The sequence below is a fragment of the Actinomyces vulturis genome, assembly GCF_001687305.1.
Classification (GTDB): domain Bacteria; phylum Actinomycetota; class Actinomycetes; order Actinomycetales; family Actinomycetaceae; genus Actinomyces; species Actinomyces vulturis.
Map to the genome: position 1 here is coordinate 23,198 of NZ_LZRK01000008.1, position 22,480 is coordinate 45,677.

Annotated in this window: 24 protein-coding genes; 3 read left to right on the plus strand and 21 right to left on the minus strand. The window is 48.3% G+C overall.

What is annotated here, in order from left to right:
* Nucleotide 1 precedes the first annotated feature (1 nt).
* The 19 genes from A9753_RS09010 to A9753_RS09095 all read right to left on the minus strand — a co-directional run bounded on the left by A9753_RS09010 (nt 2) and on the right by A9753_RS09095 (nt 15,034).
* Complete coding sequence (locus tag A9753_RS09010; RefSeq protein WP_067783660.1) at nt 2-226, minus strand: hypothetical protein; 225 nt, start codon at nt 224-226, stop codon at nt 2-4.
* The gene (locus A9753_RS09015) at nt 226-975 is read right to left on the minus strand and encodes a hypothetical protein (RefSeq protein WP_141673400.1); all 750 of its coding nucleotides are present in this window, start codon (nt 973-975) and stop codon (nt 226-228) included. The genes A9753_RS09010 and A9753_RS09015 overlap by 1 nt, the downstream gene beginning before the upstream one ends.
* Nucleotides 976-1,003: 28 nt before the next feature.
* Nucleotides 1,004-1,786: a hypothetical protein gene (locus A9753_RS09020; RefSeq protein WP_176702783.1), complete on the minus strand. Its 783-nt coding sequence runs from the start codon at nt 1,784-1,786 to the stop codon at nt 1,004-1,006.
* 16 nt (nt 1,787-1,802) lie between these two features.
* On the minus strand, nt 1,803-2,819 hold the full coding sequence (locus A9753_RS09025) for a HEAT repeat domain-containing protein (protein WP_067783669.1): 1,017 nt from the start codon (nt 2,817-2,819) through the stop codon (nt 1,803-1,805).
* Between the two features lie 2 nt (nt 2,820-2,821).
* Nucleotides 2,822-3,502, minus strand: a complete 681-nt coding sequence (locus tag A9753_RS09030; RefSeq protein WP_067783672.1) for a HEAT repeat domain-containing protein — start codon at nt 3,500-3,502, stop codon at nt 2,822-2,824.
* Nucleotides 3,495-4,643, minus strand: coding sequence for a HEAT repeat domain-containing protein (locus A9753_RS09035; RefSeq protein ID WP_067783675.1), 1,149 nt, complete (start codon nt 4,641-4,643; stop codon nt 3,495-3,497). Before A9753_RS09035 ends, A9753_RS09030 begins: the two co-directional genes overlap by 8 nt.
* A 35-nt stretch (nt 4,644-4,678) precedes the next feature.
* Entirely contained in the window at nt 4,679-4,960 is a 282-nt protein-coding gene (locus A9753_RS09040) for a hypothetical protein (protein WP_067783678.1), read from the minus strand.
* A gap of 254 nt (nt 4,961-5,214) precedes the next feature.
* The gene (locus A9753_RS09045; RefSeq protein ID WP_067783682.1) at nt 5,215-5,664 is read right to left on the minus strand and encodes a hypothetical protein; all 450 of its coding nucleotides are present in this window, start codon (nt 5,662-5,664) and stop codon (nt 5,215-5,217) included.
* Entirely contained in the window at nt 5,661-6,410 is a 750-nt protein-coding gene (locus A9753_RS09050; protein WP_067783685.1) for a HEAT repeat domain-containing protein, read from the minus strand. The genes A9753_RS09045 and A9753_RS09050 overlap by 4 nt, the downstream gene beginning before the upstream one ends.
* Before the next feature lie 3 nt (nt 6,411-6,413).
* On the minus strand, nt 6,414-6,842 hold the full coding sequence (locus tag A9753_RS09055) for a hypothetical protein (RefSeq protein WP_067783688.1): 429 nt from the start codon (nt 6,840-6,842) through the stop codon (nt 6,414-6,416).
* 2 nt (nt 6,843-6,844) lie between these two features.
* Nucleotides 6,845-7,237, minus strand: coding sequence for a zinc-ribbon domain-containing protein (locus A9753_RS10190; RefSeq protein WP_083090455.1), 393 nt, complete (start codon nt 7,235-7,237; stop codon nt 6,845-6,847).
* 149 nt (nt 7,238-7,386) lie between these two features.
* Nucleotides 7,387-7,986, minus strand: coding sequence for a hypothetical protein (locus A9753_RS09060; RefSeq protein ID WP_067783691.1), 600 nt, complete (start codon nt 7,984-7,986; stop codon nt 7,387-7,389).
* Between the two features lie 163 nt (nt 7,987-8,149).
* Complete coding sequence (locus tag A9753_RS09065) at nt 8,150-9,493, minus strand: KTSC domain-containing protein (protein ID WP_067783693.1); 1,344 nt, start codon at nt 9,491-9,493, stop codon at nt 8,150-8,152.
* A 25-nt stretch (nt 9,494-9,518) separates the two neighbouring features.
* Nucleotides 9,519-9,938, minus strand: coding sequence for a hypothetical protein (locus A9753_RS09070; protein WP_067783696.1), 420 nt, complete (start codon nt 9,936-9,938; stop codon nt 9,519-9,521).
* 36 nt (nt 9,939-9,974) lie between these two features.
* Nucleotides 9,975-10,505, minus strand: a complete 531-nt coding sequence (locus A9753_RS09075; RefSeq protein ID WP_141673402.1) for a hypothetical protein — start codon at nt 10,503-10,505, stop codon at nt 9,975-9,977.
* The gene (locus A9753_RS09080; protein WP_067783702.1) at nt 10,483-12,210 is read right to left on the minus strand and encodes a hypothetical protein; all 1,728 of its coding nucleotides are present in this window, start codon (nt 12,208-12,210) and stop codon (nt 10,483-10,485) included. The genes A9753_RS09075 and A9753_RS09080 overlap by 23 nt, the downstream gene beginning before the upstream one ends.
* Nucleotides 12,207-12,554, minus strand: a complete 348-nt coding sequence (locus A9753_RS09085) for a hypothetical protein (RefSeq protein ID WP_067783705.1) — start codon at nt 12,552-12,554, stop codon at nt 12,207-12,209. The genes A9753_RS09080 and A9753_RS09085 overlap by 4 nt, the downstream gene beginning before the upstream one ends.
* 9 nt (nt 12,555-12,563) lie before the next feature.
* Entirely contained in the window at nt 12,564-13,034 is a 471-nt protein-coding gene (locus tag A9753_RS09090) for a hypothetical protein (protein ID WP_067783707.1), read from the minus strand.
* On the minus strand, nt 13,031-15,034 hold the full coding sequence (locus A9753_RS09095) for a DEAD/DEAH box helicase (protein ID WP_067783710.1): 2,004 nt from the start codon (nt 15,032-15,034) through the stop codon (nt 13,031-13,033). Before A9753_RS09095 ends, A9753_RS09090 begins: the two co-directional genes overlap by 4 nt.
* Nucleotides 15,035-15,886: 852 nt before the next feature.
* Between A9753_RS09095 and A9753_RS09100 the strand changes: the two genes are divergently transcribed.
* A complete protein-coding gene (locus A9753_RS09100) occupies nt 15,887-16,327 on the plus strand; it encodes a hypothetical protein (protein ID WP_067783713.1) in 441 nt (146 codons plus the stop codon).
* A gap of 51 nt (nt 16,328-16,378) precedes the next feature.
* Nucleotides 16,379-19,147 carry a DUF3854 domain-containing protein gene (locus A9753_RS09105; RefSeq protein WP_176702784.1) on the plus strand — a complete coding sequence of 923 codons (2,769 nt, stop codon included), beginning with the start codon at nt 16,379-16,381 and terminating at the stop codon, nt 19,145-19,147.
* A 64-nt stretch (nt 19,148-19,211) separates the two neighbouring features.
* On the opposite strand, the gene A9753_RS09110 is transcribed toward A9753_RS09105, so the two are convergent.
* Both A9753_RS09110 and A9753_RS09885 read right to left on the minus strand, forming a co-directional pair.
* Entirely contained in the window at nt 19,212-19,430 is a 219-nt protein-coding gene (locus A9753_RS09110) for a hypothetical protein (protein ID WP_067783719.1), read from the minus strand.
* Nucleotides 19,427-19,603 carry a hypothetical protein gene (locus A9753_RS09885; protein ID WP_176702785.1) on the minus strand — a complete coding sequence of 59 codons (177 nt, stop codon included), beginning with the start codon at nt 19,601-19,603 and terminating at the stop codon, nt 19,427-19,429. Before A9753_RS09885 ends, A9753_RS09110 begins: the two co-directional genes overlap by 4 nt.
* 246 nt (nt 19,604-19,849) lie before the next feature.
* Between A9753_RS09885 and A9753_RS09115 the strand changes: the two genes are divergently transcribed.
* Nucleotides 19,850-22,480, plus strand: a 2,631-nt coding sequence (locus A9753_RS09115; RefSeq protein WP_176702786.1) for a hypothetical protein, incomplete at its 3' end; no start/stop codon positions are given.

Sequence of the window (22,480 nt, forward strand, 5' to 3'; positions counted from 1 at the left end):
GTTAGAAGCCTCCTGAAAGTAAAGCATGTAAAAGCATTGGTGCGCTAAAAAGCAGATAGAGCGCCCAGGAAACTTTCATGGCTTTAGACCAAAAGGTTTCTTTAGCGTTCTTCTTTACTGACCACACAGCAGTAACGGCTAGAGGGATCGGCCACAGAAAGAAAAAGATGTAGTAGCCACACAAGACCGTAGTGACAACTACAACCTCAAACCAGGACAGATGCATTACTCACCCCACAGTCGCTTCTGGGCAGCTTGAGCAACATCTGGGTCTTCATCAAGGCACATGACATCAAGGAGTTCATAGTCCTCGGTGTTTTCAGCAACAATCTTGCGAACCCGTGGATCGTCATGATCGGAAAGAAAAACGTGCATGTCGTCATGGATGCATAGGTTTTCAACAACTTGAAGATCGTCATTTGCCATAGAGCAACGCAATTCACGGTCGTTAGACAGCAGTGCCACTCGTGCGCGCACTCGCACGTCTTCGTCATTAACCAAAATGCTTTGATAGCGTGGCTCACTTGCTGCACCTGCTCGTTTAGCCCAGTCTGGGCTTGTCAAAGCCTCAGATTTGTCGCTCAGTTTGCTCACAGCAATGGTGCGAACATTCGGGTTGCCGTGATTCAGCAAATGCATCGCAACCTGTGGAGTTGCTTTGCGCGCCAACTGTTCAGACACGTATTTGTCGGATTCATGGCCAATTAGGTTCATTCGATCTTCATCGCTGCCGCGATCAATGAACATCATTTGAACAGAGCGTGAACCATTTTGAGCAACATATAGGCGTTCATCGCCTTCAAGAGCATTGAATCGCCCCCAGTTTTCTTCCTCCCATTGTTTCGTGTCGAATCTGTTCATCAATGCCGGGGTGGAAAGAAAATCGTCTAAACTCGCCTGCGGTTTTCCAGCCTTTTTGAAGTCAAACTTGCCGTCACGTGCGCGATTGACCTTAGATTCATCGAAGTTGCTCATGCTTACTTCTGTGCGGAACATGCCTCACTTATGGTCGGGCAAGCGCGTTTTTCAGTATGGCTTTAATTAACTCGTCTTTCTCTTTGAGCACCATAATTCGGGCCGTATCTCGATTGCATGTCTCAGCCACCGCTACACGAATGCGAGCGTCTTGATCAAACATGAGACGCTGTTTTGTTCTCTCATCTCCATATTGTGCAGCCGCCCGACGGTACGCAGGGTTTTTATTGGTTACGCCGAAGTTGATGATTGCATCTGACGTGGGCTGCTTAACAATGCGTTCATAGTTTTCCACTGGCATATCCGGGTACAGGTATGCCTCTTTGATACTGGGACATCCGTCGTTCATGAGTGCAGCGTCCACCTTCGGATTGCCACCATAGTCATGCCAGATATCTTCTTGCATAGCGTCAGGTAGTTCGCTGACCATGTAGGACAGTTCATCTTCGGTGTATCGCTCGCTATAACGCATAGCGTACATCTTGCAATCATCTGGACAGTCAAGGGAGATGTCTTGCGCGTCAATCTTGTCATTATCAATGAAATCGCGGATTTCATCGACAGAGCATCGACGCAATGCTTCAGTGATCAGCTGTTGGCCGTCTGGTTCTTTCTTCAACTCTTTGCCTTTTTCAGCAATCAGCTTTTTGCTGCGTGAAAGAGACGAAGCACGAACATTTTCAACAGGGCTGTCTTGGAGCAGGCTCAATTCTTTGTTGCCTAAACTGACCGTTGGCTTGCCAGCAGACTTGAACCCAAACTTGCCGTCTTTCTGGCGGTTGATTTTTGATTCATCGAAATTGCTCATCATTGTTCTTTGCTATCTGTCACGAGAAAGATTCGTTGTTCAGACGGTTTTGTGCTTCGTGAGAAACAATCGGGTCTTCATCCGCACTCAAAAAGGCAAGAATGGCTCTGTCATGGGTTGTATCAACAACAGATAGTCGGACAATCGAACTTGGGTCATTTGCCAGTTTTCTTGTCGTAGCGGTGTCGCATTTGCGCACTGCTCCTTGGCGCACACGCGGGGAGGGATCATCAGCCAAAAGGTTTGCTTGCTCTGTTGTTCCATTCCATGCAACCGCACAACGAACAACGTCACTCTCATCGTTAATGAGTGCCTGGCGCTGCTGATCGGTTCCGTTCTGAGCAACAATCATGCGCACCTGTGAATCGCTGTCGTTGATAAGCCGTTCACGTTGGGCATGTGTTCCTTCACGAGCAACACCCATGCGAACTCCTGAGTACGGATCGTCAATGAGACGCTCACGCTGAGAGTCATTGCCAAAGTTGGCTACACTCATGCGCACATGACCTTCTGGATCATTGATGAGTCGTTCGCGCTGAGACTCACTGCCAGACATGGCAACGGCATAGCGCACGTCCTTATTTTCGTCATCAATGAGTTGTTCTCTTTGACTCTCATTGCCGTACCTGGCAACGCTGGCGCGAACATGTGGCTCTTTATCATTGACAAGAGTCTGGCGCTGTTCATCGGTTCCATATTGAGCAACATCAGCACGGACAAACATGTTTTCGTCATGAATCAACTGCCAGCGTGCTTCTTCATTGCCATGCTTGGCGATTGATACGCGAACAATCCACTCTGGATCGTCGATGAGTGCACGACGATGCTTATCGTTACCGTAATGAGCAACATCGGCACGAACAGAAGGCTTGCTGTGCTCTATGTACTCCCAACGCTGAGCGTCTGTAGCAAGATGAACATCTCGGGAAGAAACCTGCTTGTCAAAAGAAAGACCGGCCACCGGATCGCCAGCGCTCTTGAAGCCAAACTTGCCGTCTTTTTGGCGGTTGACCTTGGACTCATCAAAAGTGCTCATGCCTAGTTTCCTGCCAGTTCGTCTAGTCGCTCTTGCGCCACTTTACGGACACTTTCATAGTCTGTTTTCTCAACCAACTGACTCAGAGCCTCAACATTGTTGGACTTTTTAGCCACCGTCTTCACAATGTCTTTTTTCTTGTCATCCATCATTTTGTCGGTGGTTTCATTGGGACCAAAAATGGCCAACATGCCACGAACCTTGTCATCTGGATCTTTCACCAGTTTGTCTGACAATTCCGGATCGGTGGAGTGAATAGCCACAGATCGGCGCACAAGTGCAGACTCGTCATCGACAAGTTGAGTCAGAACCCTATTGGAAGCCTGGTTTGCAGCCATGAGCCTGACGCTCTCATCTGTATCGCCAGCCAGTTCCATCTTTATGTCCTCATTGCCATACTGAGCAACGTTGGCGCGAACCTCTGGGCTGGGGTCATTCATGAGTGCACGGCGATGTTCGTCGTTGCCTTTTTCTGCCACATTGGCGCGTACATCTTTGTACTGACTGTCGATCAAAGCGGCTTTCTCATCGTCAGTTCCCCACTTGGACAGACGATCTTGCTCAGAATATGGCTGGGTGAGCAAACTGTCTTTTGCCAGGCTTACCGCTGGCGCGCCAGCGCTCTTGAAACCGAATTTGCCATCGCGCTCGCGGTTGACCTTGGACTCATCAAAGTTACCCATGGATTAGTCTTTCTCTGGCTCGACGAGAAATCTCTTCATCTTCGCTGTCAATGAGTTCGCGAAGCAAAGAAAAGTCGGTTGAATGATTGACAACAGCGAATCTCACATGGGGATCTTCGTCTTTTGCCAATTTACGTAAAAGTTCACGATCTTTTGTTCGCTTCGCAACAGAATAACGGACAATAAATTCCTTATCGCTTGCTAGACGGCGAAGAATGTTTTCGTTGTCTGTATTTGTAGCAGCCCAACGCAGACGGTAGTTATCAGCCGTAGCGAAGTGCTCCTTGTCTTCGTCAGGCAACTCTTTGGCCAAATCGTAAGTAACCATTCCGTTTATTTCATGGCGAAGAAGTTCTCGACGCTGAGAGTCGCTAAGAATCGAGTTTCGAGCAATAGCGGAACGAATATCTGAATCATGATGTTTAGCCAACTTCATTGCATCTTCGCTGGTGAGGTTATTGTTGAACCAGGCAACGGTTTCCAGATCCTCTTTTCCCAGCGATTCCAAAAAATCGGAAGGATTACTCGCATGGATGAGCGCAATTCTGCGCACTTTTTTGTCTGGATGAGAAACAAGCATGTTGGCATAGTGCGGATCGTGAGAAAGACTCTCTAAGCCGTCGATCCCGCCGTTACGAATAAGTTCATCAATGACCTCTGAGTAGTCATCTTTATGTCTCCATTGAACGTAACGGAAAACGGCGCGCCTGGCAGCAATATCTTTGGTGTCAAGATATTCATCAACTGAGTCTGTTTGAAAAAAGTAATTAACAAATGCCTGTTCACGAACACCGTCATCTTCATCGTTAATCATGCTTTGAGGTGAATTAGTGTACTCAGCAATATAGCGTCGCACGTTCACATCGGGGTCTTTTTGTAAAAGTTTTTCCCCCTCTTCATCGCACCACTCAAAAGCCTCCATGCGAACCTCTGGATCGGGATGGCGTAAGGCGTACTCATTGTGGTTATAAGAAAGATTTTCCATAGCCTTTTTGCGCAAGGAAGGGTCTAGCAAATCTTTTTCTAACTGACCAATCTCGCCGTTAGTTTCAGACAGTCCTACTGCTGGCTCACCGGCACGCTTGAAATCGAATTTGCCGTCGCGTGCGCGATTGACCTTAGATTCATCGAAGTTGCTCATGCCTACTCCTGTGCGGGTTTGCCCAAGCGCAGTTTTCAGCGAGCACACAAAGACTCAGTGGCAGAAACAGAGGCTTCCTTCGCTGCGACAGCATCTCCTAGACGGAATGTTTCAGCCATCATGAAAATAAGAATCAATGCGATAGGTAGATACCACGGGTTTCCTGCGTGCTCGAAAACAAAAAGAAGGACGCTCAACAAACCAAAATAGAACGTGAGACGGTTGATCATACGGCTCCGCTTATTACGCATACCGACAAAAATCAATACTGCCCAAATCAAGGTCGATACAAATCGTGCAACCGGGTAGAAAATCATGACAGGCTCCTTAAAAAGTTCAAGACCGTTGAGACTTCTTATCTATGGTCGGATCGCTGTCAGGTTTTTAATTTTTCTCTCTTACCGCTCAGAGCAGGTCTTCTCAAGTTCATGTCGAATCCTTCGACATATTCACACGACGTGTCGATTTTTGGGCGATTCTTCGACACGTTCGACATTCCACAAAAAATGAGGACCGGCCCTGGACCTCAAAAAGAGGCGGAACCGGTCTTGACAAAGCAATTCTATGCCGACTACATGCTTCTTGCAGCCTTTCTTACGCTCGAATCAGGATCGTTAGCAAGCATGAGTCGCTGCTTATCAGTGCCGTAAATAGCAACGGCTTCACGAACACGCCGGTCTTCATCATCAATAAGTTGTTGCCGCTGCTCATCAGTGCCGTAAATAGCAACGGTTCTACGGACATTGTAGACACGATCGTTAATGAGTTGATCTCGCTGTCTAGTGTTGCCAAATTCGGCAACCAAGACTCGAATAACAGCGTTTTTGTCGTTAACAAGATTTTGACGCTGCCACACATTGCCGTCAATCGCTGCGAAGACGCGAATGATCCAGGCTTTTTGCTCAATGTCCTCGTCCGACTTAAACGCTTCGTCTAAAATCCAAACCCCTAGCGCACCAAAGGCAAACGTGAGAACAAGAGCAAGAAGAAACGCATACCACAGCGTCAGTGCTGTGCTCATTCTTCAACCATGCCTAAACGAATCATGGCCTTGTTACGAACAGAAGCGTACTTGTCATTCAACAAAAAATGGGCCTGCTCTTTGGTTCCATAGAGAGCAACGGCTGCGCGAACATCTTCGCTTTGGTCGCGTTTGAGTTTTTCGCACAGATCCGAAAAGCCACGCTCAGCAACCGCTTTGCGAACAATATAGGACTCATCATCCACTAACGCCTCACAATGCTGCTTGTTTCCACTTAAAGCAACACCTGAGCGAACGTATGAATCGTTGTCGCTAATAAGACGATCACGAAGCTTATCATTACCGAACCGTGCCACGTTGTAACGAACAGACGGATAAGAATCTTTAACCAGTCGGGTTCGCATAGCATTGTTGCCGTAGCGCGCGACACTGCTGCGAACAACTGGATGGTCATCGTGAATGAGATTTTCGCGCTGAGTCGTTGAACCGTAATGGGCAACCTCGCGGCGAACCCCGAAATCGTCGTGACTGGCCAGTTCTTCTCGATGTTCCTTAGTGCCAAAACGCGCAACAGCCTGAACAACAAGCGGATCAAGGTCATTGATCAACTCATTATGAACTTCCTGATTGCCGTACTTGGCAACGTCATAGCGAACCAGACGGGAGTCATGATTAATCAGCATCCACCGATCATCATCACTTCCATCTCGTGCCATGAGACGGCCCTGAAGTTCAGAGATTTGGCAGAGTGGATTTTTGGGAACGAAAGTCTGTTTTGTGCTCATGCCCTACACATGGTCGGAGTACCTACCGATTTCTTCAAGTAACGCTTGCTCATCAAAATCAGGTTCACGAAGCAGATCTTCGCGGTTAAATGATCCTTCGATGGGATGCGAGCCAACGTATTGTTCTATCGCCTCAATATGGGCGAGGTTGTTGGCAGAAACATCAATGTCAGTAACCACTCCCCCGCGAACAGTAAAACTGTTCACCTGGCCAAACTCTTCCACCAAGTGTCGCGCCCGAACCTGATTCAAGTGCCAAGTTGCTGCTTCCCACTGTGACTGTTCGTATGTTTCAGGGTGGTCATCAAACTCTAAAGGCTCTTCTTCGCTTCGAGCACACTGGGGCAGGCTGGCAACAGGGTGGCCAGCGTTTTTAGGCGCGAATTTTCCATCCCGTGAACGGTTAATCTTGGACTCATCGAAGTTGCTCATGTCTACTCCTGTGCGGAGCAACAGGGACAATAAGGGTTCGCCGTAAAAGATTTAACACACTGAGAAAAATCAGTGTTGCACACCGAACAAAACCAGTACGCATGATCGACATCGTTGTAGGCGTATGTGCTGGGGTCGCATGTGTTGCGCATTGACCACCAACGACGTAACTCTGGATAGATCTCAAACACTCGCTTGTGTTTTGCTACCCGAACACGACTCCTGCCCGTGCAATATGGGCAACCAGTACCAGACATTCGATGATCAAGTCTGGCAAGAAAATCTTGACCACACGTTGAACAAGTCCACCAAAAATGTCTGTTAGAAAACGGTGAAACATCGCGCAAACTTAGCTCATTGCGGGCAGAATACTCCGTGGCAAGTTTTTCTTTCACACAACCAACTAGGGCATTTGCTCCAGCTTACGACCATAACTATTACATGAGACATAACGCATGGCTTTATCTAGGAGTTTTTCTAGCCACCACGGCACTCACAATGGCTGTGCTTGGCATAAGCGACCCGCGCGCTGGTAGCGCCACGCTCAAAGTGCTTGTGATGAGTGGTGCTCTCGTGTGTTTTGCGATCTGGCAGCATCGCACAAGCGATTAAAGTCGTTAGCACACGCAACATCCCAATGCGGAAAGAATGCAACATCGTCGTCTAAGCCGCGCACAATGCTCACCCCGTCCTCATCAGCCACCGCGTAAACATCAACGCCCACGTATTGACCGGCTTCGCGCTGAACTTGTTCTATGCGTCGTTGCCTGTTTTCCTGTGCGACGCTGGCAACATGTTCAAGAAGAAGCCGTTGGTCAACATGTCGTTTTTTGACCACCACATGCCCACTTGCTACCAGCGCAGGATGAGTGTTTTCCAAAAAATCTATGGCAGCACCGATCTGCTCGATGTCTTGCCCCTCAATAGCTGTGACCTCAACGGTCCCATAGTCATCAACCTCCCAATCGAAACTGGTGATCGATGGAAACATTTCCGATACAGCATTAGACACCATGGCAGTACCCAACACTTTAACTTGTTTCTGGTGATCAATCGTCAGCACAGCAACTGGCAAACCTGACGTTTTGGTAGCAAACTTCCCGTCACGTGCACGGTTAATCTTGGACTCATCGAAATTGCTCATCGTTAACTTTCACGCTTAAATGTCGTTGTTTGAGAGCGAGCCACACATGATCAGTGGTTGTTGGTCCACATGGGTTTTTCAACACAATGGTTTCGCCATTGACTAAGACTTTGAGTGCGCCGTCAGGCAGATGAAAAAGTTTCATAGTCGATTTATGGTCGGATCAAGCGACCTGGCTTGAATTTGCCCACCAAAAACGCACCTGCTGCCCTTGAACAACAGTGCGGTCAGGTTCAGGCATGCCCGACAAAACCGGATAGGAGTTTTTCAGGTTCTCCCATGCACACTCAGTGTTCTCTGTTTGGTACACCAGTTCTTCTGCGCGAACACCTTGTGAATCAACGCGTCCGTTAACACTCAACTGTGGTGAACGTGCTGCCTTGAGCAGCGTGGATGAGAAACGGTCATTTTCCAGGCAGTCAGCCAATTTTTGTGCATCGTTTCCGCTTACGCCGCGCCAGCGTGAGGTTTGAACATCTTTCGGTTTTAAACCTATAGCACCGATACGTGGAGTTTTCACCATGAAGTTTTCCACGAGTTGAGCAGGATCGGCCTTAACGCGGCGATCACGACGGATGTCAGCGAATGCTGCCCAATAGCCATCATTACCAGTAGTTGTGGGGTCAGGGACTCTCTTTGGGCACACATGCTTGTCAAAGTAAGAGTTGAATCGACCGCATGTGGGGCATTGTTGAGCTGGAACAGAGGGGGCAGTCCTGGCCAACTCTTTAGAAAAAATGCGTCCAGGATGATCATCAATGAGGAGGCGGTCATACACGTCTGCCGGTGCTTGATAGCCGTATGCTGATCCGTCTTTGGTTGCCACGTAGACGGTCTGGTTTGCTGAGTCGTAGGCAACCTCAGAAACAACAGACGATTTCAGCGGCGCAGGCTCACTACCATGTTGAGCATCCTGGGCGGCAATAACACCAGCCATGTCAGCATATTCATTGAGAGCAAATGAAGGCTTCTCGTTGCCTAAAACCCAGGACACTTGACGAGTCACGTATGAATCAAACGGGCTGTCCATGCCCATTGCTTGAGCCTGCCATACGCCGTTTTTGTCACGATGTACGCGCGCCCAACCAGCGATCATGTTTTTCCCGTTGGAAGCAGACACGGGAATATCGAATGTTTCTACGCCACTGTCAGCCATGCGGTTGAGAGCAGCGATAGAGGGCATACGAAGGTTCCCCGCCGCACCAGAGTAAGAGTGTTGATAGGTCTGAACGCCGTTAATCACGCGCTCAATCTTTGGTGCGGGGTTGTCTAAATCAATGGGAGCAGTACGCAAAGCATCTGCCCAGAAGTGTTTGCGAGAGTTAACCGTGGGACGATTAATGGAGATGGCCGGTGTTTTGCCGCTTTGGGTCAGGTCGTTTTCACGCTGAAGACGGATTTTTTCATAGAACTGACCCAAACTTGCCTGTGGTGCCCCCGCCTTCCGACCGGCAAACTTGCCTTGGGCATCACGAATGATGTCTGCTTCATTGAATGTGTGGCTCATACCCTTCTACTGTGCGGATATGTGCTCACTCTTGTTTAGATTGCAGGACACCAGCATCAAGCAAAGACGACACCAGGTTCATCTCCGTTGACGGATCAATGGCAATCACGTTGCCTTCGGGGAGTGGAATATCACTATATGGTGCATAGAACGTGGCAATGACATAGAGGGGAATGTCATGACCCCACTGCGCAACCACACCGGTTCCACGCACAGACAGTGCACGTCGCACATCATCTGGGTAGATGGCCACCTCGTATGAATCAATAGAGTTGGCTTGCAAAGCTTCAACAACCTGCTTAGCAAAACGGTGTCGCAGGGCATAAGCAGCCTTTTCATCTACTCCACCGTCAATGTCGTAGTCAGCAATCAGTTCGCTGAGAACCTGACGCGGAGAGTCATAGAAGACGTTCTGGCCGTCTTGGCTTACGAGGGTAATGAACATGTTTATCTCCAAGAAAAGAGGATATAGGACAATGTTTTAATAGTCGGATTCGGATGCACTTTTGACATATCCAAGCAGTGCTAACGCTTCAAAATCGCCGTTCGATGTCATTTTTTGCACGAGAGAGTTGAATTCTTCACTGGTGATCGACAGTTTTTTGACTCGACTATCACCGGCTAGACACAAAGTGTGCACGATAACCATCCGAGCGCGCTTGGAGAGTGTGTCAAAATTGGCTTGAACATCTTCGAACACCGCATGACTGTCAAAATCGTTGAAAGCCATATAAATGACTGCGTTTTCAAGCACAGTCTCTGGTGCAAGTAGAGGACCATTGCTGTGCGTAGACCCTAATAAAACGTCAAGCCATTTTTCACGCATGGGTAATTGAATGTCTTGACACGCCTGACTAACCATCTCGGTGGTTTTGACACGCCAAACCAGATCCATTGCCCCTAAACAATTCGTCAAAGCTTGCTGGCAGTTAACAACACAAAACTGTGTTTTTCTCCCCAGACAATAGGCCGTTGCTGCATACAAGGTTTCAGATTTCAGTTTCAGCATCACGCTTCTTCGCTTTCAATAGCGCTGCACTCATTGCTAAGTCATGACTGGCTTTGGCTGCACCGCGCAACTCAGGCTCACTACCATCTGTATAGCCATAGCCCTCCACTTCTGCGCGAGAGGTGGCTTCATAACTGGACCCGTAATCGTCAAGAGAGGGCACAATTCGCGCAATGTCAGTGGCACTGGGACGAGAGTTTTCACTTGTGGGAAGCCCAAGTTTGCGCAGGTTCTCCTGAAACTCGTTAACGGAAGCAAAGTAGGACTTGAACACCCCTGGACGTGCGCCTTCAAAATCGAAGGCTCCACAACCACGGCTGATATTTTCATCGCTACGAATGTATTCGGGAACGACAGGAACAGCAGTCTCATCGGGGAAAATCAGGTTTCGCTGGCTCTTTGACGCTCGCGAACCAAGCAGCATTTTGTTTTGCAGGTTGATACGAACATTGGGACCAAGGCCAGTGGACGATGATGCCACCTGTGTACCGAGCAAAAGGCCGATACCGACGAAGCGCAACTCGGCAGTAATGCGCATGATATAGCGCTTCAGCATGGTTTTTTTGAGGTTTTCCTCCTGTGCCTCGATACGCAAAGGGTGGTCTTTAGGCAACATCTTTGGTTCTTCGACAGCAGAAAGCAGGCCAGTGACCTCATCGCACACAATGGAGTGTGGAACAACCTCATCTTCAACGTCGATAGGCAGATCGCGATAGTTGGTCACTCCATACTTTTTCAGCAGCGCTGAGCGTCTATCGCCTTCCTCCATGATCAGCCCCAGTACGGTGACTGCTTCATCGAGGTTTTCACACCCCCACCCCATGTTGGGGGTTAGCCATGGGCGCACCCAGGCAAAGTCCACGCTTTTAGCCGGAAGGTCAATGATTGACAATCGGAAACCGCGAGAAAGCCAGCCATAGATTGCGGCGTTCATGGTGACAGATTTACCTGCACCAGACAGGCCTCCAACTTGAGTGTGTACGCCGTTAACAAAATTCAGGTTGCACATCGTATTGGGCTTATCACCACGGGTTGCCAGTGTCACGCCAATAGGAATGTCTGCCCAATCTTTGTTTTTGAGTGTGAAGCGCGGAGTGGGAGCGTCAAACGGATATTTGTAGATCGGTTCAAAAATTGGCAACTCACCTTTACGGATCTGCATGGTGAGTTTGGGTGCGTCAACATCAAAAACCCAACCGGGCTTGCCAATAATGGTGGTGACTGCTTCTTCAAGTTTCTTATCATGGCGTGAAGCGGAATAGACCGTCGGCAGGTCCACATTGAAGCCACCTTTCACCTGTTTTACTCCCACATCCCATGGCTTGACAGAAAGTGCGTTAGCCAGTGCCAGGCGTGCACGCAACTCTGAGGGATTGAGTTTGGCAACATGAGCCACTTTCCCATAGGGGTCAAACTTAACCATGGTGAAACCCTCATAGATTTCTTCCAAGGTTTTTGCTTGAGCCGGACCGTCAGAAGGCTTGACCGTTTCTGGTAGGCGAATAATCTTGTGATCGCCCTGATCTTCGACGGTGGAGACAGATGTGGTGGAAACAAAAATGGCTTCACGCTTAGTCATGTCAATGGACTCTAAACGCCAGTCAGATCCGAGTTTTTCACGCACTTTGCGCTCTAATGCCCCACTTTGCTTTTCAGGATCGGTAAATGATGCAGGGAGTCGAACAGGCTGAATTTTTCTTGCGCTCATTTTTCATCTCCAACCCGTGCTCTACCAGCCCACACGATTTCTCCACGGCACAGATCGGACAGGGTACACCGTTTAGGCAGTGACGTTGAGGGGGTGCGTGTGTAGGCTTTTCCACAGTTGTCACACACAGCCAGTGTTGCTTCCGGCTTCAAGGTGAGTCGATCAAGGTGGTATCGGGACTTAATCAGCAGTTCGCGTTGTTCATCGCTCAACGAGGCCACAGAGGCAAAGTTTTTTAGTTCAGCAAAAGTTTTTGCGCCAGTGGCTCGCATTAGTGCCATTGCGATACAACTGGCTCGACTAAGACCAGGTGCATCGGTGTTTTTTTCAATAACAATCTTCATAACGCTCTACTAGGACAGGCCGATGATGTCTGCGGCAATGTCAGAAAAATCGCCTGCTAACGTGGACAAAGAAAAATCTGCGCTACGCTGCTTATCAAACCGCCATGCTTCAATACGGTTGTTCACCGCTTCTTTTTCAATAAAAATGCTCAGTGCCTCTTTAGCCTGATCTGCGGAATAACCTGACGAAACAAAGCCCTTGTTTTCGACTCGGCCACACATTTGCACGCTCTCACCGCTGAAAAATAAGCACATGTAGTGGTTGTCTTTGCCTGGTGAGATTGCGCCAGCCACAACGCGGGTGTCACGAAAAGCAACGAGGGCGCGAGCAAGATCCTCTTGGCTCACGCTGTTGTCGTCGATAGCAAAAATGGTGCACGAGTTTGAATTTTTAGGCTTGAGCCTGTCAACAACAAAGTCTGGGCAAAAGCAGTTAATGACGGCTTCAACGCCTTCACCGTCTGTTTGTATTGTGATCATCGTTTCTCCATCCGCTCTTTGACCATAGAGGTCAGCAACTCCCGTGCACTCAATGAATAGTCGTAACCGGCCATCATGTTGTCTGATGAGTAAGCGATGGCGTTGAGCGTTGCACCTTTGCGCAAAAGAACGTTGTTAATGTGCTCATCAAGAGTTTTGGTGGCAATGAGCATGTGAGAGATCACTGGGCGTTTTTGCCCGATACGCCAGGCGCGTGCAATTGCTTGAGCAATAATGGCCGGAGTCCATTCTTGTTCGACAAAAATCATGTCTGAGCACGCAGTCAAAGTAATTGAAGCGTTGGCTGCTCCGATAGAGGCCACCAGCACGCCGATTTTTCCAGCCTGAAAGTCTTTCACGATGCTATCGCGCTGCGCTTTAGACGTTGCCCCGCTATAGACGGCAACATGTTGACATTCCTCTTTTGCCTTCGTATTCATGGCCAGACCAACGTCTTTATGGTGAACCCAGACAATCAATGGACGGTCATAGTAGCCATCCACAGGCGGGTTGTTCGATAGGTGCTCGGCAATCATCTGCTTGGCATGGTCAATCTTTGATAATCCTGCGCCGTTTCGAAGCATGGTGATCAATGAAAGATTCGATTGAACAAAGTCAGTGATGTCTTGGTTGTTTAAATCTTTGCCCACTTGACGTAAGTAGTCATCAATTTTTTCAATGACCTGTTTGTGGCAGTCACGGTAGATCTTGGTGTCTACGTCAATAGAGTCGTGACTGATCATCCTGGGGGGAAGTTTGCTAGAACCGTCGTCGTTAACAAGGGCTTGGTCTTTTGTGCGACGGACCCATACGAGTTGGTCAAGTAGAAGCGAGAGTTCTTTGAGGTTTCGTTTACGTGGTTCCCATGAGCCAAAGGGTGTGCGGAAGCAGTAGCGGCGCATGAAGCCTGCATAGCCATTGAAGACGCGCTGAAGATCGCCTGTGTAGTCTAATTGCGCGGCCAGTTGAGCCGGACCGCTCATCATGGGAGTTCCAGAGATTGCCCAGTGTGGACCGTCAATTGTTTTTGCTATGGCTCGCACCGCCTTACTGCGCATGGATGCATAGTTCATGAGCATGTGTGCCTCATCAACAATGCAGCAATCTGGTTGCCAGTCAATAACACGCTCTTTCAAGCCTTGACGACGCGAAAGCATGTCCATGGAGACAATGGTTAAGCCGTCATGATCTAAAAGTGGCTCTTTGCGACCAGAAACAATGGTGCGGATTGGTCCGACATTTTCTTCAAATCCACACAGGTGAGCTTCTTTCTCCCACACGCTCAGGGCTGCCGCTGGGCAGGCTATCAAGATTCGTTTGCGTCCAGTGATCGCGGCTGCTGCGAGAGTCTGGACGGTTTTGCCCAATCCCATCTCATCAGCAATGTAATTAACTGAATTGGCCAGTGCCCAGGCTCCGTTTTTTTGATAGTCGAACAAGTCCATACCAAACCACTGTGGCAAACCGAGATCTCGCCCCAAATCTTTGCCAGCGTGCATGGCTTCAACCAGCATGGGATCTGGTGTGGGACGAGAAAACTTTCTGTTTTTAAGTGCCTTTTTTAAAGCAGCGTTCATGATGAAGTTTTCTTCTAACGTTGTCCCATCAATGTTAAAAAACTCATCAACTGTTGTCATAAAGTATCGTTTATTTTTATCCCATTGTGCGCCGGGTAAAAGGTTTGCTACATATTCGAAGCCGCGTAGGCGTGGACGCACAAGAACGTTTCCACTGTCGAATAAAAAAGCGCATGGATCAATGAGTTCATCAATGTCATACTCCGCTAATTCACTTTCTTTATCAATAGTGATTTGAAAACGATTAGACTTGAGCCATTTTTCAGGGTTGTCCCCTATTCCGTCGGCAATCCAGTTTTTATTTTTTGAATCAAAATAGCGTCCCGGTAATTGTCGCACTTTTGCATCCACTGAGGATCGCCAGGGGTAGGTGAGGACGAATTTTGGGTGTGTGTACGTGCCGGTGAGCAGTGCATGATTCATGCTTCATGAATGGTCGGAGGCTCCAACTGAAACTTTTTTGGCTCACAACCCAAATGTGATGCAGGACAACTTACTGTGACAGCCGTTACAGTTGCATAGTCTTGTTGCACGCGTATTTCATGGAGTTTCAGGGCCGTGAAACCACTTTTTCGTTCGTATATCAACGAAAAGTGGAGGTCGTTTCCAGTTTCACGTTTCTCAGGTAAATACATGTATAGAGAGAAGGAAGAGAAGTGGTAGAAGTACTTCTCCTACTTCTTTCTCTATCTATATATATATTATTTTTTGAAACTTGAAATAATAATAATAATAGAGAGAGTAATCAGCGAGATTCCAACAAAAAGTCTGGTTTCACGTTTCAGCCAAAACTTGAGATCAAGTGTAACCAGGCAGGCTTTTTGCCTACTTTTCGTTGCAGTCTCAACATGAAACTCATTTGAGGGGCTTGGATCGTCTTTTTCGCCCCGTTTGCAGACTCGGAACCGACGCAGGTCACTATGGCCGATAAGCACACTCTAAGCCACGTAGAGCGACTTTTAGAGCCACTTGGCTATCGGTGTAGGGTAAGGCTCTAAAAGTGGCTCAGTTTTCCTGCTAGACCCCTTAACGGGCATGTTGCGTTTTTGAGCAAGGCGGAGAAAACCAGCCAGCGCAAGGGCTTTCAGAAAATATGTAGGCTCATACCCCTACGGGGTATGAGCCTACATATTTTTTCACCGGCCTTTTATCGGCTCAACCTGCGACATTTTGTGTCATGCTGAGGTGTGTGCCGCACAAAAAGCGCCAATTTTCACATATTTTTGTGATAGGTAACACAAGTACCGCTCCTCTATTCAAAGGAAAAACGACACGATGAAGAAAACAATTCCATCACTGATTCTAATTGGCTTACTCGCCTTGTCAGGGTGTGGAACATCAAGCGTCGATCAAAGCACACCAAGCGCGCTATATCAATCCATTATTGAAAAAGTCAATGACGGTAAAACAAACGATATTGCACAATATCGTTTAGCAAATAAAGCATGGGCTAAAGATTCGCTAGATAACGCCATTGACCCCACCACATGTCAAGATTCATCTAACTGCAAACCTTTTGTTTTACCTAAACGCTGCCCCAGTAAAGAAGAACAGAAGAAAGCTTTTGAAAACATCGGCAACCAGATTGGCTTTGGAGCCATCGATGAAGTCGATGACAACGGCAACATGGCAACAGTGTGGATCAGACAAGGTGATGACTTACTGTGCAAGATCGACTTTGCCAAAGTCGGTGATAAGTGGTTCGTCAACCAGTAGCATTTTCGTCTCATGCCTATCTCACTGATCTTGATTTCCTAGTAGATGGGCATGAGACGCTTCCATAAGAAACTTGACTCTAGTGGGATTCACCCCGCTATTGCCTCTTCGCGTAACTACGTTGTTTCCGAGGATAAAAACGACATCCAAGAATCCATTGAAGCCACCACCTACGCTCCCCCATCGCGTTCATGGTATGGATATCGCCAACTAAGCAAGTGCACTGCTGGTGGCCCGGTGCTTCTCATGCCTTGGTACTGCCCAGGAGACAACAAGCCCACGCTTTTACAGTTCCGGCCAGATGAACCACTGACCAACAAAGACGGATCGCAGTCAAAGTATGTGATCGTCAAAAACTCTCCCACCATTCTCGACGTACACCCTTGCGTGCCTGAAGAATGGTTGAGCGATGAAAACGTGCGCCTGCTGATCGTCGAAGGACTGTTGAAAGCAGACTCATTCTTGTCTGCCATGGTTGCCGGACTCGACGAGAACGCCACACCTGAACAAATCACCGAACATTTGCGTTCACTACCTCCACAAGAACGCACCGTGCCGGTAGCAATTTTTGGTGTCACCACTTGGCGTAACTGTGCGCAGTGGGCAAGCCTGCCGCGAAGAAACAGAAACGTCTACCTAGCCTTTGACGCAGACGTAGAAACCAACCACAACGTTTACAACCAAGCACGACAGTTCTTTGATTTTTTGGAGTCTTCTCGTGCAACGCCCTGGCTGGTGCGCCTAAGCAGCGTTGGCGCAAAAGATAAAGACGGCATTGATGACTACCTCGCATCAGGTGGTTTACCCGGTGACATTATTGCTTCAGCAACCGTCGAACTTCCTGACCCTCCCGCAGCAGCCGCTGAGGTTGGAAAGCCATACGTCAGCGAAAACGGTTGCGCGGTTGAAGTGGTCAAAATTGACCCGCTAACCGGCTCTGGAACAGTGAAACGCCTCATTGACGTTGGTGGTCACATTGATGCCATTGAATTACAGCGAGCACCCTCACAAGCAGAAATCGTCAACGGCCTAATTGACGAAACTGACTCTGGACGCTCCACCAGTGATGATCGCATGGTTCGGCTCCACGTTGGCTGGATAGACCCAGATCTTGGTGAAACCTCTGGCTACATCATCGGCCCAGAGCGCATGCTTCAAGTCAGCCCCGACCGTTGGGATCGACTTCATGTAGAGGTTCCTTTCGGTGTTGCAGCAACACCTGGATGGCCACCAACGCGCGAATGGCTTGATGCGGTTAAACGAGAAACACAATTGAACTGGCCTAAGCCCACCGCAGAGGTGCGCTGCACTGTCAATGGCTGGGTTCCAGGAACATCTGGCTTACCTGTTTTTGTGCTAGGTAAAAGTGTCATTGGCTCAAACTCCACAGTGGCCCTGTCTCCAAGCCGGTTGAACGTCCCCATGATTGATCGCTTCGGCCTTGAAGATCCGGGCGAAAACTGGCAGGAGAAAGCTAGAGAGGTTCTACCAGAAGTTGTCTACACCATGCTCAGTAAAGGAGCATGGACCAATAAAGGCGTAGCAATGATGACAATGAGTGCTGGATTGCGTCCGGCGCTACCACTGCGTCCCAAAACCACATTGTTCTATGTCGGTTCACGCGGAGCAGGTAAATCATGGTCTGGCTCAAAAATCAGCGGCTTTTGGGCACGCTACCCCGATGCTTTCAACCCACGTAGTGCCGGTGGCAGCGCCAATGACACTTACGCCTCACTAGAGCACGCAGTTGGGTGGATGCCTGTTTGGGTTGCTGATGATTTGGCCCCAGACACCTCCCGTAGCGCGGCAGAAAACCGGGAGTCATCGATTTCATCGATTGTTCGAGCAATCGCTAACGGTCAAGGCCGTAGCCGTATGCGTCCAGACGGCAGCGTGCGCGAAACAATCCTGCCCCGTGCATTGTTGGTGGTGACAGCAGAAAACTCTCTTGGTGTATCTTCTGCACGTGACCGTGTGGTTCCTGTGGTCATTGAGCCTGGCTCGCTAGGCTCACAGCAGGGAGTCGATTGTGTCAACGACCTGTTTTCTCTCACCACTCTTCCATCTGACCTTTCGGCGTGCATGATCCGCTACATCCTGTCTATTGCTCAAGAACGGTCATGGGAGGGCGCAGTTGACTTTATTCGCAAATGTTTTGAAGGCATTGACCGTCGAACCGTAGAGTTTTTGGAAGCGCAAGGTTTAGATAAAGGTGCAGCCACTCGTTTTCGTGAAATGGCAGCAGACCTGCTCTCCCCCATTATCGTGTTGCGCAACATGGCAAAAACTGTTGGTCTAGCAGACGATGATCGTATCTCTGACCTATTTGACGAAGACGTTTTAGGCAAGGCTCTTGGCATCGTGGTTGACGCTGTGCGTGAGCGCGCCCATTTTGCCCCTGGGGAGCAGATGCTTGAAGCTCTACGCTCTCTTTTATCGAGCGGCAAAGCTCACGTAATTCCTGAAAACTCCGCAGCACCGTTCAGTGGCAATGAGTCAAAATTCAACACTGATCTTGGCTGGTCATTTGATCAGTCACGTGGATGGACACCTAGTGGTGTACGTATTGGCTGGTACGACAAAGAAAATGATTGCGTCATTTTCTCCATGACCTCAGCCTTCACTGAAGCCAGCAAGCATTTTTCTCATTTGGTTCCACCAGGTACAAAATGTCGCGAAGTGTTTAAGGCAATGGAAGCAGAAGGGTTGGTTCACTATAAAGGAAAACAAAAAGGTGGACCCAACTACATGTTCAAACTCTCCAATCAGCAAGTTCGAGGTGTGCCGGTTCCACTGAAAATTATTACCGCAGGCGAATAGCAGCCTGCCCAACAAGCCCACTAATCCCCTTGATGCCCGTCTCATCATCAAGGGGGTTAGTGTTTTAGACCAGAGGTTTCATCGTGGCGAAAGCCCACACTTTTGCGTTTTTGCCAAAATCTACGCGAAATGTCACGGATGAATCGACAGACAATCTGTTGACTGTTGCAGCGCTACGCAGTTGTGCTTCGGCACGCTGTTTGTCAAAAGCCAAGCATGATTGCTGATCGGGGCTGACCCACGTCCCCATCTTGTTGCCATGTTTGTAAAGGAATGCGTTCACCGAACACCTGCCAAAAAGTAGCCGAACCAACCTAGAGTCATTCCTAGTGCTACGGACAGCCCAGGGGAAACAATGACAGCAAGTGCTGTGGACAAGCGTTTTGACGCGAAGGTGCGGGAAAAACAATATGCACCAATGAGCATGAAAGCCCAAGTCAGAGAATAGATGAACATGTTTTATACATGGTCGTAAGCTCTGAGTGTTTTTCGTCGTCTAGTAGTGAGGTGAATGCTAAACCACATAAGGAGTTTCACATGCTTCTAAGGAGCACCCCTCCTCCGCGTAATCTAAAACGCAATGTTTCGGTCCTACTCACACTAGGCGTACTTGCCAGCGGTGGACTGTTTACACTGCCCAGTGCGTCAGCCGAGGATCTGCCTTCCCCCGCTCCTTTAGTCGAAGGCCCCGGCTATGGCCCAATGCCGGACATCCAGGTTCCGCAGAAAGGTTCTTTCGGCCAACTAAGCACTGATGATGGAATTACCTTCTCCATTGAAAAAACCATGGATGGTGACTGGGAGAAAGGTAGCCAGCCGTGTTACATCAATGAAGAAAATGGCTTCCCTGTTGGTGACAATGGACCGTTAGACGGCGTTGCCTGCTATGGCAGCAAAGTAAAGTACAAAGCCACCTACTCTATCGAACCAAGTGATACAGAGCGCACCTTCACTTTTCAGCAAAAGTCGTGGTGGAAGACTTTAGATGGCTATGAAAATCGTCGAAAGATTAACACTGAAAACAATAACTATGTCGTAAACGACGATCTTTTTAAGTCTTTTTGCTCCGATGGGTCAATTCCTGGCGCAAAAATGGAGTTGCAGGGGAATGTTGGATACAACGCCAATTATGTCTGCAAGGTGACAATTCCTCCAACAAAACAGTCTGCTGCCGGGACTTTTGATTTTGAGGAGTTGACATATCCTACACACTGGTCAAATGGAAAATTTCCTGCAAACCACTGGAATAATACAACCTTTGTTTTAGCACAAGGTGAAAATGTTCAAGAACTCCATGCACCAAAAACCTATGTGGTTGCTATCAATGATTTAGATCCTGCCATTGCTGGTTATGAAGGTGAAAAGGCTAAACAGGAGATTGGTTATCTCAACGGGAAACGGGGAGTTTTTCTTGACTATGCTTTGTTCTTCATCAAAGAAAGCAAATTAAAGAATAATTACAAAGACTACTACTCAGACGTTACGGTGAAAATATCAGGCGTTCCAGATGGGTTCACAATCGTTCCAAAGATGCCTGAAGATCAGACATGTGTCTCGGCTTCTGGCGATACTGTGAGGGTTCAATGCGTGGGAGATTTTGTTAAGGGAGGCTCCAAACACATTGGATACCCCTACGAATCTAATGCAACTGTTTCCAGCAACTATTTTCCCTACTACATAGAACACAATGAGTTCACTGCTTTTCGGGTCTTTGTGCCTATTGACGTTTTGGAAGAACACCCTGAGTTCACACCTGTTGCCCAGATCGTTGAGGACAATTCAGGTTTACATGAAGGCTCTATTTATGACGGCATGTTTTTGAAAAATAAGCGCGAACCTGGTTACAAACTTGACCAAAATTCACGCACATCAAACTGGGATATCGTCGCTTCAGATGCACCTGGCTACAACAGATGGCATTACGAAAACAGTTGGAACAATGATTGGGCGGTGAAACCTTATTCTTTCGAAGTTGGCGCAGGGCTAGTGAAAAAGAGGATCTACCATGATTCAATACCTGGCTCCGAGCAACACATGGATGTCAATCGTCAAACAGGCGATCCCATTAACTCCTATGATTCCGAATGGTATCAACGCAGAGAAAACAGTCCTTTCACAAAACTCTGGTCATTCACGCAAGTACAAAAGCAACTGACTGAAGGTGTTCCCACCTTCTACGACATTATTGACTCCGATGGAAAATTCGACACTTCACGCAAACCAATCGTCTTGTGGCGAGAGAGTCCAGAGGGAGATTTGTCAGAGGTTCCTCATAGAGTTGAATATGCCCACCTAGACTTGAGTTCACCCGACTTTGAGAACGGTAAGGTTACTGATCTTGAGCGCGGAATCGATCTAGAGAAAAACATGAATGCGCGCGCAAAGGCAGTCATGGACCCGAGTGTTCAGTGGTCTACTCAGGCAAGCGAAGACTCCAATGTAGTTCGTGTGATTTTTGACGAGTCACAAGACTGGTTTTCTTCGCGTAGTACGGTTGGTTTCATCGGTATTCCCACCGTTGGGCGAGAATTCGATTACTACGACTTCACCAACAAAAACAAGTATGAAGTCAGTGATCGTTGGCTGACTGGCTACACAGATAGTTCAGGCCAACATTGGGTTGGAACTTCTAGCGCTTCAACTGCAATCGTCGCACCAGGATTAGGTGTGAGAGGCGAAAGGACGAAAAATTCATCCGTCAATGCTGGTGGATCTGGCTTAGTAACATCAACGAGATTTATGATCGACGTTACCTCCCAGCCAACTCGTTACGATCTTCCTCTGGATGAGAAACTATTCCCTTCCAAAATTCTTGGTGATATGACCACAGAGTTTTCAACATGTGCAGAGACGGTAGAGGCACTACCTGAAGACTCTTATGAAAAGAGTTTTGAGGTCGTTAGCACACAAAAGCCAGATTTCGGCCCCGATGGCCTTGCTTGCACTGATGACGATGTTCACGGTTGGATTATCCATTCTCGTCTAACAGATAAGTCCTACACAGAAAACTATGATCCAAAAGGTTCCGATACAGGAACAGGAACATTGAGCATTGGGTATCGGGATACACGGTTCACACCCAGATTCAAGATCTCTGTGCCCTCGTATGCCACAAGCAAAGACCAGGTGACAGTCTCTTCGACGATTACACCAGCCTTCACTGAGACTTTCGGTGGAGATCCGAAAAACCACGCCTCCAACAACACGTCTGTTGTCACAGTACCGATCAAACAGATCCAGTCGGTTATTCAGGCTAAAGCCAGCCTCAACACCCTTGAATTCTCAGGAACAGACATCGGCTGGACCATGAGATTTGGCAACACCACCTCCGGA

Excerpts from the sequence above, each read along its gene's own strand:
- A9753_RS09010 (WP_067783660.1), bottom strand. The coding sequence starts at position 226 with ATGCATCTGTCCTGGTTTGAGGTTGTAGTTGTCACTACGGTCTTGTGT.
- A9753_RS09015 (WP_141673400.1), bottom strand. The coding sequence starts at position 975 with ATGAGCAACTTCGATGAATCTAAGGTCAATCGCGCACGTGACGGCAAG.
- A9753_RS09020 (WP_176702783.1), bottom strand. The coding sequence starts at position 1,786 with ATGATGAGCAATTTCGATGAATCAAAAATCAACCGCCAGAAAGACGGC.
- A9753_RS09025 (WP_067783669.1), bottom strand. The coding sequence starts at position 2,819 with ATGAGCACTTTTGATGAGTCCAAGGTCAACCGCCAAAAAGACGGCAAG.
- A9753_RS09030 (WP_067783672.1), bottom strand. The coding sequence starts at position 3,502 with ATGGGTAACTTTGATGAGTCCAAGGTCAACCGCGAGCGCGATGGCAAA.
- A9753_RS09035 (WP_067783675.1), bottom strand. The coding sequence starts at position 4,643 with ATGAGCAACTTCGATGAATCTAAGGTCAATCGCGCACGCGACGGCAAA.
- A9753_RS09040 (WP_067783678.1), bottom strand. The coding sequence starts at position 4,960 with ATGATTTTCTACCCGGTTGCACGATTTGTATCGACCTTGATTTGGGCA.
- A9753_RS09045 (WP_067783682.1), bottom strand. The coding sequence starts at position 5,664 with ATGAGCACAGCACTGACGCTGTGGTATGCGTTTCTTCTTGCTCTTGTT.
- A9753_RS09050 (WP_067783685.1), bottom strand. The coding sequence starts at position 6,410 with ATGAGCACAAAACAGACTTTCGTTCCCAAAAATCCACTCTGCCAAATC.
- A9753_RS09055 (WP_067783688.1), bottom strand. The coding sequence starts at position 6,842 with ATGAGCAACTTCGATGAGTCCAAGATTAACCGTTCACGGGATGGAAAA.
- A9753_RS09060 (WP_067783691.1), bottom strand. The coding sequence starts at position 7,986 with ATGAGCAATTTCGATGAGTCCAAGATTAACCGTGCACGTGACGGGAAG.
- A9753_RS09065 (WP_067783693.1), bottom strand. The coding sequence starts at position 9,493 with ATGAGCCACACATTCAATGAAGCAGACATCATTCGTGATGCCCAAGGC.
- A9753_RS09070 (WP_067783696.1), bottom strand. The coding sequence starts at position 9,938 with ATGTTCATTACCCTCGTAAGCCAAGACGGCCAGAACGTCTTCTATGAC.
- A9753_RS09080 (WP_067783702.1), bottom strand. The coding sequence starts at position 12,210 with ATGAGCGCAAGAAAAATTCAGCCTGTTCGACTCCCTGCATCATTTACC.
- A9753_RS09085 (WP_067783705.1), bottom strand. The coding sequence starts at position 12,554 with ATGAAGATTGTTATTGAAAAAAACACCGATGCACCTGGTCTTAGTCGA.
- A9753_RS09090 (WP_067783707.1), bottom strand. The coding sequence starts at position 13,034 with ATGATCACAATACAAACAGACGGTGAAGGCGTTGAAGCCGTCATTAAC.
- A9753_RS09095 (WP_067783710.1), bottom strand. The coding sequence starts at position 15,034 with ATGAATCATGCACTGCTCACCGGCACGTACACACACCCAAAATTCGTC.
- A9753_RS09100 (WP_067783713.1), top strand. The coding sequence starts at position 15,887 with ATGAAGAAAACAATTCCATCACTGATTCTAATTGGCTTACTCGCCTTG.
- A9753_RS09105 (WP_176702784.1), top strand. The coding sequence starts at position 16,379 with ATGAGACGCTTCCATAAGAAACTTGACTCTAGTGGGATTCACCCCGCT.
- A9753_RS09885 (WP_176702785.1), bottom strand. The coding sequence starts at position 19,603 with ATGTTCATCTATTCTCTGACTTGGGCTTTCATGCTCATTGGTGCATAT.